Origin of the sequence: Verrucosispora sp. WMMC514 (assembly GCF_027497295.1) — a bacterium.
Lineage (GTDB): Bacteria > Actinomycetota > Actinomycetes > Mycobacteriales > Micromonosporaceae > Micromonospora > Micromonospora palythoicola.
In genome coordinates this window covers 5,571,182-5,584,777 of record NZ_CP114906.1, presented here as the reverse complement: position 1 = coordinate 5,584,777, position 13,596 = coordinate 5,571,182, and the positions used below count along the sequence as shown (strand labels likewise).

The 13,596-nt window shown below is 70.5% G+C and carries 12 protein-coding genes; 3 read left to right on the top strand and 9 right to left on the bottom strand.

Features of this window, described 5'->3' with window-relative positions:
• Positions 1–30: 30 nt before the first annotated feature.
• From O7597_RS25950 to O7597_RS25935, 4 genes are read right to left on the bottom strand one after another with little or no spacing between them, the layout of a single operon-like run.
• The gene (locus O7597_RS25950; RefSeq protein WP_281581006.1) at positions 31–1,182 is read right to left on the bottom strand and encodes a serine hydrolase domain-containing protein; all 1,152 of its coding nucleotides are present in this window, start codon (positions 1,180–1,182) and stop codon (positions 31–33) included.
• A 4-nt stretch (positions 1,183–1,186) separates the two neighbouring features.
• A complete protein-coding gene (locus O7597_RS25945; protein WP_269741303.1) occupies positions 1,187–2,014 on the bottom strand; it encodes a carbohydrate ABC transporter permease in 828 nt (275 codons plus the stop codon).
• Positions 2,014–2,982 carry a sugar ABC transporter permease gene (locus O7597_RS25940; protein WP_269741302.1) on the bottom strand — a complete coding sequence of 323 codons (969 nt, stop codon included), beginning with the start codon at positions 2,980–2,982 and terminating at the stop codon, positions 2,014–2,016. The genes O7597_RS25945 and O7597_RS25940 overlap by 1 nt, the downstream gene beginning before the upstream one ends.
• Entirely contained in the window at positions 2,979–4,340 is a 1,362-nt protein-coding gene (locus O7597_RS25935; protein WP_269741301.1) for an extracellular solute-binding protein, read from the bottom strand. The genes O7597_RS25940 and O7597_RS25935 overlap by 4 nt, the downstream gene beginning before the upstream one ends.
• A 378-nt stretch (positions 4,341–4,718) precedes the next feature.
• Between O7597_RS25935 and O7597_RS25930 the strand changes: the two genes are divergently transcribed.
• The 3 genes from O7597_RS25930 to O7597_RS25920 all read left to right on the top strand — a co-directional run bounded on the left by O7597_RS25930 (position 4,719) and on the right by O7597_RS25920 (position 8,124).
• The gene (locus tag O7597_RS25930) at positions 4,719–5,744 is read left to right on the top strand and encodes a LacI family DNA-binding transcriptional regulator (protein WP_281581005.1); all 1,026 of its coding nucleotides are present in this window, start codon (positions 4,719–4,721) and stop codon (positions 5,742–5,744) included.
• Between the two features lie 76 nt (positions 5,745–5,820).
• Positions 5,821–6,768: a glycoside hydrolase family 68 protein gene (locus O7597_RS25925; protein WP_281581004.1), complete on the top strand. Its 948-nt coding sequence runs from the start codon at positions 5,821–5,823 to the stop codon at positions 6,766–6,768.
• A 159-nt stretch (positions 6,769–6,927) separates the two neighbouring features.
• Entirely contained in the window at positions 6,928–8,124 is a 1,197-nt protein-coding gene (locus tag O7597_RS25920; protein ID WP_269742736.1) for an epoxide hydrolase family protein, read from the top strand.
• Between the two features lie 17 nt (positions 8,125–8,141).
• On the opposite strand, the gene O7597_RS25915 is transcribed toward O7597_RS25920, so the two are convergent.
• The 5 genes from O7597_RS25915 to O7597_RS25895 all read right to left on the bottom strand — a co-directional run bounded on the left by O7597_RS25915 (position 8,142) and on the right by O7597_RS25895 (position 13,571).
• Complete coding sequence (locus O7597_RS25915) at positions 8,142–9,143, bottom strand: oligopeptide/dipeptide ABC transporter ATP-binding protein (protein WP_269742735.1); 1,002 nt, start codon at positions 9,141–9,143, stop codon at positions 8,142–8,144.
• A 62-nt stretch (positions 9,144–9,205) separates the two neighbouring features.
• The gene (locus tag O7597_RS25910) at positions 9,206–10,189 is read right to left on the bottom strand and encodes an ABC transporter ATP-binding protein (protein WP_269741298.1); all 984 of its coding nucleotides are present in this window, start codon (positions 10,187–10,189) and stop codon (positions 9,206–9,208) included.
• Positions 10,186–11,076: an ABC transporter permease gene (locus O7597_RS25905; protein WP_281581003.1), complete on the bottom strand. Its 891-nt coding sequence runs from the start codon at positions 11,074–11,076 to the stop codon at positions 10,186–10,188. Before O7597_RS25905 ends, O7597_RS25910 begins: the two co-directional genes overlap by 4 nt.
• The gene (locus O7597_RS25900; protein ID WP_164447131.1) at positions 11,073–12,017 is read right to left on the bottom strand and encodes an ABC transporter permease; all 945 of its coding nucleotides are present in this window, start codon (positions 12,015–12,017) and stop codon (positions 11,073–11,075) included. The genes O7597_RS25905 and O7597_RS25900 overlap by 4 nt, the downstream gene beginning before the upstream one ends.
• Positions 12,018–12,035: 18 nt before the next feature.
• Complete coding sequence (locus tag O7597_RS25895) at positions 12,036–13,571, bottom strand: ABC transporter substrate-binding protein (RefSeq protein WP_281581002.1); 1,536 nt, start codon at positions 13,569–13,571, stop codon at positions 12,036–12,038.
• Between the last annotated feature and the right edge of the window lie 25 nt (positions 13,572–13,596).

The window sequence follows — 13,596 nt, the reverse complement described above, 5'->3', positions numbered from 1 at the left end:
GGCGAGCAGGTTCCGGGGCCACCGCGTCGGTCAGCTGTCGCCCAGGCAGTCCCGGACCGCCGCGGAGAGCAGGTTGGCCCGCTCGTCGTCGAAGCCGCCCATCTGGTTGACCACGTAGCCGAAGCCGACCTGGTGGGCGTCGTCGCCGAAGGCCAGGTGCCCGCCGGCGCCGTCGTGGCCGAAGCTGCGTACGCCGAGCATCGGGCGGGGCTCCGAATGCACCAGGAAACCAGTGCCCCAGCGGTGTCCCGCGTCGGGCAGCCCGTAGACCTGCTGACCACTCACCCGGACCGTGACCGCGTCGTCGACGGACGCGGGGCTGAGCAGCCGCGCGCCGTCGACCTCGGAGACGCAGGCGGCGTAGAGCCGGGCCAGGCTCTCGGCCGTGCTCACCGCGCCCGCACCGGGGATCTGCGCGGCCTGGATGGCCGGGTCGTTGAAGCTGACCAGGCCGTTCTCGTCGGCGGGGAAGGCGAAGGCACCGCCCATCGTGATGCCCCGCTCGGCGACCGGGTCACCGGCCGGGACGGGCTCGCCGATCGGTGCCAGCATCCAGGCGACGGTGTCCCGTTCGGCGGCCGGCAGCCCGATCCAGGTACGCAGACCGAGCGGCTCGCCGAGGACCCGGGAGAAGTAGGCGCCGGGCAGCTCGCCGGTGATCCGCCGGATCACCTCGCCGATCAGCCAGCCGTAGGTGATCGCGTGGTAGCTGTGTGCGGTGCCCGGCTTCCACAGTGGAGTCTGCGCCTCGATCGCCTTGATCACCGGTTCCCAGGCCAGCACCTCCTCGCGGGTGAAGGGCTTGTCCAGCGCCGGCAGGCCGGACTGGTGGGTGAGCAGCCAGCGGACCGGGATCTCCGCCTTGCCGTGCTGGCCGAACTCCGGCCAGTAGCGGGTGACCGGCGCGTCAAGGTCCAGCCGCCCCTCCTGCACCAGCAGGTACGCGCAGATCGCCATGATCCCCTTGGTGCAGGAGAAGACGACGGCGGGCGTGTCCGCGCTCCAGGGGCGTCCGGACCGGGCGTCGGCCAGCCCACCGTGCAGGTCGACCACCTTACGGCCCCGCAGGTAGACGGCGACCGCGGCGCCCACCTCCTGCCGGTGGGTGAAGTTGTCCCGAAACACGTCGGCGACCCGGCCGAAGCCCTCGTCGACGTCACCGTGGATCTGGGTGTCGCTCAACCCGCTATCCCTTCACGGAGCCCTGGAGCAGGGCCTTGATGAACTGTCGCTGGAAGATCAGGAACACGATGAGGGTAGGCGTGAGGATGAGCAACGAGCCAGCGCACAGCAGCACCAGATCGGTTCCCCACTGCCCCTGGAAGGCACCGAGAGCGCCGGCCATGGTCCGCTTCGTCGCATCGTCGACGAGCACGATGGCGAGCAGGAACTGGTTCCAGGTCCACAGGAACAACAGGATGGTCAGCGAGGCGATGGCCGGCCGGGCCAGTGGTACGTGCACCCGCCAGAACAGCTGCCAGGTGTTGCTGCCGTCCACCCGCGCCGCCTCGGACAGTTCCCGGGGCACGTTGATGAAGTGGGCGCGCATCCAGAAGACCGCGAACGGCATGTAGAGACCGATCAACGGCAGGACGATCGCCCAGCGGGTGTTGAGCAGGCCGAGGTCCCGCATCTGGTAGTACAGCGGGGTGACCACCGCCTCGAAGGGCAGGGTCAGGCCGAGCAGCAGCAGTCCGAAGGCGAGGTGACCGCCGGGCACCCGCAGGTGTCCCAGGCCGAAGCCGGCCATGGTCGCGATGAGCACGCCGACCGGCACCACCCCGGCCACGATCAGCGCGCTCGACTTCAGCAGCGCGCCCATGTTGGCGGCGGTGAAGGCGTCGGCGAAGTTGCCCCACTGCGGGTCGCTGGGCCAGGCCAGGCCGGTGGGTACGGTGCCGCGTGGTTGCAGGGCCGCCGACAGCATGCTCAGGAACGGCAGCAGGGTGACCACGACCAGCGCGATCAGGAAGATGCGTCCGGTCAGCCGCTCGCTGCGGGTGGTCAGGTTCATCACTTCTCTCCCCTGGTCAGCCGCTGGATCGGCAGTACGCACACCAGCACCAGCGCCATCAGCACCACCGCGAGGGCCGAGGCGAGGCCGACCTGACGCTGGGAGAAGGCGAGCCGATAGATCTCCAGGCCGGGCACGGTGGTCTGGATTCCGGGGCCACCGCTGGTGGAGATGTAGACGATGTCGAAGCTGGCCAGCGCCGCGATGATGGTCACGGTCAGGCAGATGCCGATCTCCTGGCGCAGGCTGGGCAGGGTGACCGCGAAGAACTCCCGCACCGGGCCCGCGCCGTCGATGCGGGCGGCCTCGTAGAGCGAAGGATCGATCTTGCTCATTCCGGTGATCAGCAGGATCGTGCAGAGGCCGAGCATGACCCAGGTGCCGATCACGCCCACCGCCGGCAGCGCGGTGTCGAACTCGCCGAGCCAGGCCCGGGTGACGCCGTCCAGCCCGACGGCCCGCAACGCCTGGTTGACCAGTCCGTTGCTGGAGAGCACCCAGCTCCAGGCGATACCGGCCGCGACCAGGGGGATCACCTGGGGCAGGAACAGCACGGTGCGGACCAGGGTGCCGGCCGGGCCGGTGGTGATCCGCCGGACCAGGCTGGCCACCAGCAGGCCGAGCAGGACCGGGATGAAGCTGAAGAAGATGATCAGGATGAACGCGTTCGAGATGATCTTCAATACGTCCCGGTCGGTGAAGACCGTGAGGTAGTTGTCCAGCCCCGCCCAGCGGGCCGCGCCGATGCCGTTCCAGTGGTACAGCGAGTACTGCATGGTCAGCACGAGCGGACGCAGCACGAAGACGCCGTACATGATCAGGGCGGGCAGGACCCAGAGCCACCCGGACCACCGGACCGTGCGGCCCCACCGCTTCCGGTGGGGCCGCACGGGTGCCCGGGTGTCCCCCCGGCCGGGTCGGGACGCGGTGTCCGACCCGGCCGGGGCGCTGCCGAGGGCAGACGTCATCGGGACAGTTCCTTCTCGTACTCGGCCTGGACCGCCTTGACGTACCCCTCCGGGGTCTGCTGGCCGGCGACCAGCTTCTGCATCTCGGGGGTGATGGCGGCGGCGAAGATGCCGCCGGTGGCGTTCGCGGTGAAGTCGACCGCGCCGTTGTCCGCGCCGAGCTGCTGGGACGCCTTGAGGGTCTCGGCGAGCACGGTGCCCTCCGACACCGGCGGCAGGGCGAGGTCGGCCGGGCCACCCGGGTGCGAACCGCCGACGTTGACCGAGATCTCCCGGGCCTTGTCGTTGGTGTGCACCCAGTTGAGGAAGAAGGCCGCGGCGTCGGGGTTCTTGGCCTTGGCGCCGACGCCGAACGTGTTCGGCGCGGACATCGCGACCCGCTTGGCGTCGGCGGTCTCACCCGGGAAGAGGAAGAAGCCGACCTCGCCGGCCATGCTCTTGTCCAGGTTGCCCGACTCCCAGTCGCCGTTGAACATGAACAGGCCGTTGCCCTTCTGGAACTCGCCCATCATGGCCGTGTAGTCGATGGCGTTGGCGTCCTTCGGGAAATAGCCGGCCTCGGCCCACTTCTGGATGGTCTGGGTCGCCTTGAGCGCCGCCGGCGTGTCGAAGGTCGCGCCCGGCTTCTGGAAGATCCAGTCGGCGATGGCGGTCGGGTCGCCGTACTGGTTCTGCAGTGCCTGGTGGGGGAAGTTGATGCCGGCGGTGTTCTTGTTGAACTGCATGATCGGCAGCAGGTTGGCCGCCTTCGCCTTGGCCAGCAGCTCCTCGAACTCGGCGATGGTGGCCGGCGGCTGGGTCATGCCGACCTGCTCGGCCTGCTTCTTGTTGTAGAAGACGCCGGTCACGCTGTAGCCCAGGCCCATGCCGTACAGCGAGCCGCTGCCGCGCACCGCGCCGCCGTCGGACAGGCGCAGCTGGACCAGCTGGGAGGCGGGGAACTTGTCCCAGCCGTACGCGTCGAAGTACGGGTCCAGGTTCTTCAGCAGCCCGTCCTTGACCAGGTCGACCATGGTGGGCAGCCGGATGATGTCGGGCGCGTTGTCCGAGGCGAGCACCCGGGGCGCGTTCTCCGTGATGACGGTGAACTGGTCCTCACGGACGTTGAACGTGACATTCGGGTGCTGCTTGGTGAACTCGTCCGCGAGGGCCTTGGCCAGCGGGAAGCCGGTCTCGGCGTACATTTCCAGGGTGATCGGGTCGGTACCCAGCTCGGTGCTCACCGGTGCGTCGGAGTCCCCCGTGGGGGTCTCCTCGGAACCCGGTGCGCTACAGGCGCTGATGGCCAGGCTGGCGCCCAGTAGCGGCACCAGCAGTGCCAACCGGCGTCGGGTGAACCTTGTCGAGAACTCCGGCACCTCATGCTCCTTGACTCAATCCGCGCGCCGGACCGGTCGACGGCCGTCCGTGGCGCTCGCCACAAGGCCGGCCCACCGGCCACCACGTGTCGCAACGTCGCGTGCCTGACCCGGCTCGCGGCCCGCGGTACCCAATATGACGTCGGAAGACGCGAAGGCGTCCACCGCAGAGGTGAAACCACGTCGCTAAACTGATTTAGCAGAGCATGCGCGCGTCGCCGGGGAGTGTCAAGGACGAGTTCGCAACGGTCTGGAAACAGCTGGTTCACCAGCCGCCCCGCCAGGCTGACCACACCGCCGGTGACCACGTGAACGACTCGACCCATCATGATGGGACGACGGCGGCGTCGGGACGGACCGCCGTGATCGGAGGACGCAATGGGTCGGGAGAGAGCGACACTGGCCGACGTGGCGCGACGGGCCGGCCTGTCCAAGACCGCCGCGTCGATGGTGCTGAACGGCCGCGAGGGCACCCGGCTCTCCGCCGAGGCGCACCAGCGGGTCTTCGCGGCCGCCGAGGAACTCGGCTACCGACCCAACGTGGCCGCCCGCAGCCTGCGGACCCGCAAGACCGCCACCATCGCGTTCGTCTCCGACATCGTCGCCACCACCCGCTTCGCCGGTGGCCTCATCCGCGGCGCGCTGGACGCCGCCCGCGAGCGCGACCACGTCCTGCTGATCACCGAGACGCAGGGCGACGCGACGTTCGAGCGGTACGCCATCGAGGCCATCCTCGACCGCCAGGTCGACGGCGTGATCTACGCGGCCATGGCGACCCGCCGCCTGGCGGTGCCGCCCGCCATCCTCGGCGGCTCGGTGGTGCTGCTCAACGCGACGAGTCCGGACTCGTTGCCCTGCGTACTCCCCGATGACGAGGGAGCCGGCGCGATGGTCGCCGAGACGCTGCTCGCCAACGGCCACCGGGACCGGATCGCCCTGATCGGCCGAAACCGGCAGAAGGAACGCGACCCGGAGATATCGCTGGCCGCCGACGCCCGGCTGCGCGGCATCCGGGACACGCTCGCCGCCGCCGGTGTCTCGCTGCTCGCCGAGGGCTTCTGCCCGGAGTGGCTGCCGGAACACGGCTACACCGCCATGCGTACGCTGCTGGACCGCCCGACTCGACCGAGCGCGGTGATCTGCATGAACGACCGGCTCGCCTTCGGCGCGTACCAGGCGCTCGGCGAGGCCGGTCTCACCATTCCGGGCGACCTTTCGGTGATCTCCTTCGACGACGACCCGATCGCCGCGTGGCTGCGGCCGGGGCTGTCCACCGCGGCCCTGCCGCACGAGCAGATGGGCCGCCGCGCGGTGGAGGTGCTGCTCGACGGTGTCGCCGGTGCCGCGTCGTTCGTCCCGATGCCGCTGCGCCGGCGGCGGTCCGTGGCCGCGCCCGCCAACTGAGTCCAACCGTCCCCCCGCCGGCACAGGCCCTACCCGCGGGTAGTCGCTAAACCGATTCACTGGTACGTTTCCGGCCATGCTTCGACTGCCCGACCACTGGGTGTGGGACAGCTGGTACGCCCAGGACGACGACGGCCGCTGGCACGCGTTCTTCCTGCGCGCCTCCCGGGCCCTGCTCGACCCGCACCGCCGTCACCGACGCGCCTCGATCGGCCACGCGGTCTCCACCGACCTGCGCTCCTGGCAGCTCGGCGCCGACGCCCTCGTCCCCGCCGACGCGCCCGCCTGGGACGACCTGGCGACCTGGACCGGCTGTACGGTGCGCGGCCCGGATCAGCGGTGGTACCTGTTCTACACCGGGGTCAGCCGAGCCGAGGACGGGTTGGTCCAGCGCATCGGTCTGGCCGTCTCCGACGACCTGGTCACCTGGCACCGGCACGGCGACGCGCCGCTGCTCGAGGCCGATCCGGCCTGGTACGAGCTGCTCGACCGCGACATGTGGTACGAGCAGGCCTGGCGCGATCCGTGGGTCTTCCCGGACCCCGACGGCGATGGTTGGCACATGCTGGTGACCGCCCGCGCCAACCAGGGCCCGGCCGACGAGCGCGGCGTCGTCGGCCACGCGACCTCCCCCGACCTGGTCAACTGGACGGTCCGACCGCCGTTGTCCACGCCGGCCGGCTTCGGTCACCTTGAGGTGCCGCAGGTCGCCGTCGTCGACGGACAGCCGCTGCTGCTGTTCTGCACCAACGCCTTCGCCGCCGCCCGGGAACCCGGGTCGCGCCTCTGGGTCGCCACCGGCCCCACCGTGCACGGCCCCTGGGACATCGCCGCCGCCCGGCCGGTCGCCCAACCGCACCTGTACGCGCCCCGCCTGGTCCCCGACGGCGACGGCTGGTCCCTCATCGGCTTCGTCGAGCACGCCGACGGCGAGTTCGTCGGGGAACTCAGCGATCCGGTACCGGTCCGCTACGACCCGACCGTCGGCCTGGTCGCCCGGCAGCCGGCAGCCGTCGGTAGGTGAGGTGCCGGCCGCCAGCGCTGAGCCAGGGGGCCGGTCAGGAACCTGGCGTGCCGCCCACAACTCCTGTTCCGGCCCGCTGGCCACCCCGCCGATGTGAGGATGAGCGCGTACGGCTCGGCCGGGCCGGTACCGCTCGATCCGACCCGACAGGTGGTGAGCATGTCCCAGGACGACGAGATTCGTCCCTTCCGTCTCGACACGCCGGATGAGGCGCTCACGGATCTGCGTCGTCGGATCACGGCCACCCGCTGGCCCACCCGGGAGCTGGTCGACGACCGCTCACAGGGCGTGCAACTGGCGACGGTCCAGGAGTTGGCCCGCTACTGGACCACCGAGTACGACTGGCGCGCGTGCGAGGCCAGGTTGAACGCCCTGCCGCAGTACACGACCGAGATCGACGGCGTGACGATTCACTTCATCCACGTACGGTCGCCGCACGAGGACGCGCTGCCGCTGATCATGACGCACGGCTGGCCGGGCTCGGTCGTCGAACTGCTCGGGGTGGTCGGTCCGCTCACCGACCCGACGGCGCACGGCGGACGGGCCGAGGACGCCTTCCACCTGGTGCTGCCGTCGTTGCCCGGCTACGGCTTCTCCGGCGAGCCGACCGAGGCCGGCTGGGACTCCGCCCGGATGGCGCGGGCGTGGGCACAGCTGATGGACCGTCTCGGCTACTCGCGCTACGTCGCGCAGGGCGGCGACGTGGGTTCCTCCGTCACGGACGCGATGGGCCGTCAGGCACCTGACGGGCTGGTCGGGATCCACGTCAACCTGCTCGCCGCGGCAATCGGTCTCAAGGACCAGCTGCCGGCGAATTCCGCGCCGGAACGCGCCGCCCACGACGCGCTCGCCACGTTCACCATGGACGGTTTCGGCTACTTTCTGGAACAGTCCACCCGACCGCAGACCATCGGCTACTCGCTGCTCGACTCACCCGTCGGGCTGGCGGCGTGGATGCTGGACCACGACACGGACAGCTACTACAAGATCTCCCGCGCGTTCGTCGACGGCGAACCGGTGGGTGGTCTCACCCGGGACACCGTCGTCGACAACATCACGCTGTACTGGCTGACCGGCACCGGCGCCTCGTCCGCCCGGTGGTACTGGGAGTTCGGACGCTTCCAGGCGGCAGCCGACGCGGCCGGCCAGCCGCCGCCACCGGTCGCGGTCCCGGTCGGCTTCACGGCGTTCCCCGGCGAGATCTGGGCTGCCCCACGTAGCTGGGTCGAGGCCGTCTACCCCGGCGTCGCGTACTTCAACGAGGTCGACCGTGGCGGCCACTTCGCGGCCTGGGAGGAACCGGAACTCTTCGCCGCCGAGGTGCGGGCCGCGTTCCGGCCGCTGCGGCAACCCTGAACCGCCGTACGCCGGAGTCACACCGACCGCATGGCGCGCACCGCCTCCTTGGCGAACAGGCACGCCGCCCGGTGGTCGGGGTCGACCTCGGCCAGCACCGGATCGGTCTCGGCGCACTCCGGACGCGCCTGCGGGCAGCGGGTGCGGAACCGGCAGCCGCCCGGCGGGTCCACCGGGCTGGGGATGTCACCGCTGAGGATGATCCGGCGGCGTTCCCGCTCGACCTGCGGGTCGGCCACCGGCACCGCGGACAGCAGCGCGGCAGTGTACGGGTGGGCCGGGTCGCGCCAGATCTGCGCCGGGGTGCCGCTCTCCACGATCCGCCCCAGGTACATCACCGCCATCCGGTCGCTCATGTGCTCCACGGCGGCCAGGTCGTGGGCAATGAACAGGTAGGTCAGCCCCAGGTCCCGTTGCAACCGGCGGAGCAGGTTCATGATCTGCGCCTGCACGCTCAGATCGAGCGACGCGATCGGCTCGTCGAGCACGATCAGGTCCGGCTCGCCGGCCAGGGCACGGGCGATGCCGACCCGCTGCCGCTGCCCGCCGGAGAGTTCGTGCGGATGCCGGTCGGCCAGCTCGCCGCGCAACCCGACCATGTCGAGCAGCTCGTCGACCCGGCGGCGGCGGGCGGCACCACCGTCGGTGAGCCGATGCACGATCAACGGCTCGGCGATGCTCGCCCCGATGGTGAGCCGGGGATCCAGGGACGCCTGCGGGTCCTGGAACACCATGGCAACCCGGCGACGCAGCGCCCGCAGCCGTCGGCGGGACCAGCGGGTGACGTCCTCGCCGCCCACCCGCACCGTGCCGGAGGTGGGATCCACCAGTCGGAGCAGGGCCAGCCCGGTGGTGGACTTGCCGCTGCCCGACTCACCGACCAGCCCCAGCGTCTCCCCCCGCCGTACCCGCAGCGACACGCCGTCGACGGCCCGCACCACACCGGCCGGCGTCGGGAACCACACCGCCAGATCGTCGAGTTCGGCCACCACCTCGCCCGGTTCCCGCTGCTTCGGCACCGCAGCGTGCGCCGTGCCATCGGCCGGCACGGCCGTGCCGAGATCCGCTCGCTGCCGCTCGCTCACTGGCGCTCCCCGTCGCTCGGCTGCGGATAGAAGGTGCGGACCTGGTGCCCGGCCGAAACCGGCACCAGCGGCGGCAGCTCGTGCTCGCAGCGGGCGTCACCCCGCACCGGGCAGCGGGGCCAGAACGCGCAGCCCGCCGGCAGATCCAACGGGCTGGGCGGCGCACCGGCGATGGTGACCAGTTCCGCGCCGCCGGCCGCCGGGTCCGGACGGGCGGCCAGCAGAGCCTCGGTGTACGGGTGCGACGGCGTGCCGAACACGGCGTCGACCGGCCCCTGTTCGAGGATCCGGCCGGCGTACATGACCGCCACGCTGTCGGCGATGCCGGCGACCACACCCAGGTCGTGGGTGATCCAGACGACCGCGGTGCCGAGCCGCCGTTGCAGGTCGGCGACCAGCTCGACGATCTGGGCCTGGGTGGTGACGTCCAGGGCCGTGGTCGGCTCGTCGGCGATCAGCAGGTCCGGCTCGCAGGCCAACGCCATGGCGATCACCACGCGCTGGCGCATGCCGCCGGAGAACTGGTGCGGGTACGCGTCCACCCGCTGCCCCGCCGACGGGATGCCGACCATCTCCAGCAGTTCCACGGCACGGGACCGGGCGGCCCGCCGGGTCAGTCCGAGATGCTCCTCGGCGGCCTCGGTGACCTGCCGGCCGACGGTGAGCACCGGGTTGAGCGAGGTCATCGGATCCTGGAAGACGAACCCGATGTGCCGCCCCCGCAGTCGACGACGGCGGTCCTCACCAAGCCCGGTCAGCTCCGTGCCGAGCAGGTGCACCCGCCCGGTCACCCGCGCGGTGCGGGGTGCCAGCCCGGTGGCGGCGAGCACGCTCATGCTCTTGCCGCTGCCGGACTCGCCGACCAGCGCCAGGGTCTCCCCCGGCCGCACCGCCCAGTCGACCCCGGCGACGGCGTGCGCCGGCCCACGCCGGGTGCCGATGGTGACGGTGAGGTCCTCGACGGCCAGTACCGGCTTCATGCGGTGCTCCTCCGGGCTTCGCTGACGGTGAGCTGGCGGGGATCCAGCACGTCCCGCAGCGCGTCGCCGACCAGGTTGAACGCCAGAACGGTGAGGAAGATCGCCGCACCGGGGAAGAAGCCCAGCCACCAGGCGTCGGTGACGAACCCGCGTCCGTCGAACAGCATCCGGCCCCAGGCCGGGTCGGGTGGCTGGACGCCGAGGCCGAGGAAGGACAGCGCCGCCTCGGACAGGATCGCGAAGGCCAGGGAGAGCGACGTCTGCACGATCAGCGGCGCCGCGATGTTCGGCAGCACGTGCCGCCGCATGATCCGCAGGTCGGAGGCGCCGACCGAGACCGCGGCCCGGACGAAGACCTGCTCCCGCACCGAGAGCACACCGGCCCGGGTGACCCGGGCGAAGATCGGCGTGTAGACCACCCCGATCGCCACCATCGCGGTGCCCAGTCCCGGACCGAGTACCGCCACGATCGCCACCGCCAGCAGCAGCACCGGGAACGCGAACAGCACGTCCATGCAGCGCATCAGCACGTTGTCGAGCCAGCCGCGGTAGTAACCGGCGAACAGCCCGAGGGTCACCCCCACCACCAGCGCGATGCCGACGCTGACCAGGCCGACCTGCAACGACACCCGGGCGGCGACCATGACCCGGCTGAGCACGTCGCGACCCAGCTCGTCGGTGCCGAACGGGTGTGCCCAGCTCGGCGGCTGGAGCATCTGGTCGACGTTCACCTCGTTGATCCCCGACGGCGCCAGCCAGGAGCCGCCGACCCCCACCACGACCAGCACCACCAGCACCAGGCTGCCGGTCAGGGCCAGCGGATCGCGCCGCAGCGCGGCGAGCGCCCGGCGCAACTGCCCCTCGCGGTTGACCGTCCGCTCGCTCATTTGACCGTGATCCTCGGGTCGAGACGGGCATAGAGGATGTCGACCAACAGGTTGACCAGGAGGAACAGCGCCGCCACCAGCAACACCGCGCCTTGCAGCACCGGATAGTCGCGGGCCGCGACGGCGTCGTAGGTGAGCCGCCCGATGCCGGGCCAGGCGAACAGCACCTCGATCACGATCACCCCGCCGAGCAGGCTGGCCAACTGCACCGCCACCACGGTCACCACCGGGATGAGGGCGTTGCGCAGCACGTGCCGCAACACCACCACCCGGGTACGCAGACCCTTCGCCTCGGCGGTGCGCACGTAGTCCTCGGAGAGCACCTCCAGCATCGACGAGCGGATGAACCGGGTGAGGATCGAGGCGGTGACCAGGCCGACCGTGGCGGCGGGCAGCGCCACGTGGGACGCCCAGCGCCCCGGATCCTCGGTGAGCGCGACGTACCCCGACGGCGGCAGCCACCCGAGCACCCCGGAGAAGAGCAGGATGCCCATGATGCCCATCCAGAAATCCGGCACCGAGACACCGAACTGGCTGAACACCCGGGCCGCGTGGTCGACGAGCGAGCCGCTGCGGATCGCCGAGACGATCCCCAGCGGGAAGGCGATCGCCATGGCGAACACCACCGCGGTGACCGCCAGCGACAGGGTCGCCGGCAGTCGCTCCAGCACGATCGCGGTGACCGGCCGTCCACTGCGGAAGCTGACCCCGAGGTCGCCGGTCAGCGCCCGCCGCAGGTAGTCGAAATACTGCACCACTAGCGGCTGGTCCAGCCCCGCCCGGGCCCGCAGCGCCTCGTACGTCTGCGGGTCGAAGCGGGTGCCGAGGGCGACCCGGACCGGGTCACCCGGCACCAGTTGGAGCAGCAGGAACACCACGAGGGTCACGCCGAGCAGCACGACGGCCGACTGCAACAGCCGACGGATGACGAAGCGGGCCACCTGAGGTCCCCCGCCGGGTCACCGGGCGAGGGCCACGTCGCGGAACCGGATCGCCCGGTCCGTGCGTACCTCGTAGCCGCTGACCTGCTTGGACCAGCCCTGGGCGACGTCGGGGTTGTAGAGGTAGATGTAGCTGGCGTCGTCCACGATCTGCTTGGCCACCTGCTCGTACTGCTGCTTGCGGGCGGCCTGGTCGGTCTCCGTCCGGGCCTGGTCGAGCAGCCGGTCCACGTTCGGGTTGGCGTACTCGTGGAAGTTGAACGTGCCGTCGCTGTGGTGCTGGGCGTAGTAGAACTCGTCAGGGTCGATGTTGCCCAGCCAGCCGAGCATGAACGAGTCGAACTTCCCGGCGCCCTGCTCGTCGAGCCACTGCGCGAAGTCCAGCGTCCGGATCTCGACGGTGATCCCGACGGCCTCCAGCTGCGAGGCGATGACCTGGGCCGCGGTGACCGTCTCCGGGTACTCGCTGGTGACCATGAGGTCCATGGTCAGCCCGCTCACCCCGGCCTGGTCGAGCAGTTGCTTGGCCTGGTTGACGTCGTGCGAGTACGGCGCGTACTCGTAGTAGAAGGCGCTGTTCTGCGGGATCGCCGTCTGGTTGACCGTGGCCAGCCCGAACTTGGCGGCCTTGGTGATCGCCTCCCGATCCAGCGCGAAGGCGATGGCCCGACGGACGTTGACGTCGTCGTACGGCTTGCGTGCCTGGTTGAGCGCGAGGTACCAGTAGTCGGTCGAGGGCACCGACTGCACCGTCGGGTCGTCCCCGTCGAGCAACGCCGGCACCTGCTGCGGTGGCAGGTTGTCGGTCCAGTGCACCTCGCCGCCGCGCAGGTTCTGCAGGGCGACGGTGGGGTCGCTGACGAAGGTGAACCGGACGCCGTCCAGTTTCGGCTTCTCGCCCCAGTAGTTGTCGTTGCGGACCAGCCGGATGCTGTCGCCGGAGCTGTAGTTCTCCACCGCGAACGGGCCACTGCCGACCGGCTTGGTGGTGATCTCACCGGATTCCACGTTCGCCTTCTGGACGATCGCCACGCCCTTGAAGCCACCGAGGTTGGCCAGCAGGTTCGGGGTGGGTGCGTTGAGGGTCACCACCACGGTCTTCGGGTCGGTGGCCTCGATCGATTTCACGGTGCCGAACTTGTACGCGTTGTTCAGCTTCTCGTCGATGATCCGGTTGTAGGAGTAGACGACGTCCTCGGCGGTCAGCGGCGAACCGTCGGAGAACTTGACGCCTTCACGGAGGGTGAACGTCCAGGTCAGCTGGTCTTCGCTGGTGGTCCACTCGGTGGCCAGGGAAGGCTTCATCTCCAGGTTCGCGTCCGGCTCGACGAGCGTGTCGAAGACGTTCTCCAGCACCTGGAAGCTGTAGTAGGCGGAGGTCTTGTGCGGGTCGAGTTGGTCGGGCTCGCCGCCGATCGCGGCGTTGAGCACGCCGCCGGCGCCCGCCGTGTCGTTGCCGTCGACGTCGACGCCCTCGCCCCCACTGCATCCCGCCACGGCGGCGAGCATCAGGGCGATCGTCGCGCCGGCCAACCTGAATCTGGTCCTGGACATGGTCCTCCCCCTGGATTCTTCCCGG

Bases quoted from the DNA above. Each gene is read 5' to 3' on its own strand.
- O7597_RS25945 (WP_269741303.1), bottom strand. From the start codon at position 2,014: ATGAACCTGACCACCCGCAGCGAGCGGCTGACCGGACGCATCTTCCTG.
- O7597_RS25940 (WP_269741302.1), bottom strand. From the start codon at position 2,982: ATGACGTCTGCCCTCGGCAGCGCCCCGGCCGGGTCGGACACCGCGTCC.
- O7597_RS25930 (WP_281581005.1), top strand. From the start codon at position 4,719: ATGGGTCGGGAGAGAGCGACACTGGCCGACGTGGCGCGACGGGCCGGC.
- O7597_RS25925 (WP_281581004.1), top strand. From the start codon at position 5,821: ATGCTTCGACTGCCCGACCACTGGGTGTGGGACAGCTGGTACGCCCAG.
- O7597_RS25920 (WP_269742736.1), top strand. From the start codon at position 6,928: ATGTCCCAGGACGACGAGATTCGTCCCTTCCGTCTCGACACGCCGGAT.
- O7597_RS25910 (WP_269741298.1), bottom strand. From the start codon at position 10,189: ATGAAGCCGGTACTGGCCGTCGAGGACCTCACCGTCACCATCGGCACC.
- O7597_RS25905 (WP_281581003.1), bottom strand. From the start codon at position 11,076: ATGAGCGAGCGGACGGTCAACCGCGAGGGGCAGTTGCGCCGGGCGCTC.
- O7597_RS25895 (WP_281581002.1), bottom strand. From the start codon at position 13,571: ATGTCCAGGACCAGATTCAGGTTGGCCGGCGCGACGATCGCCCTGATG.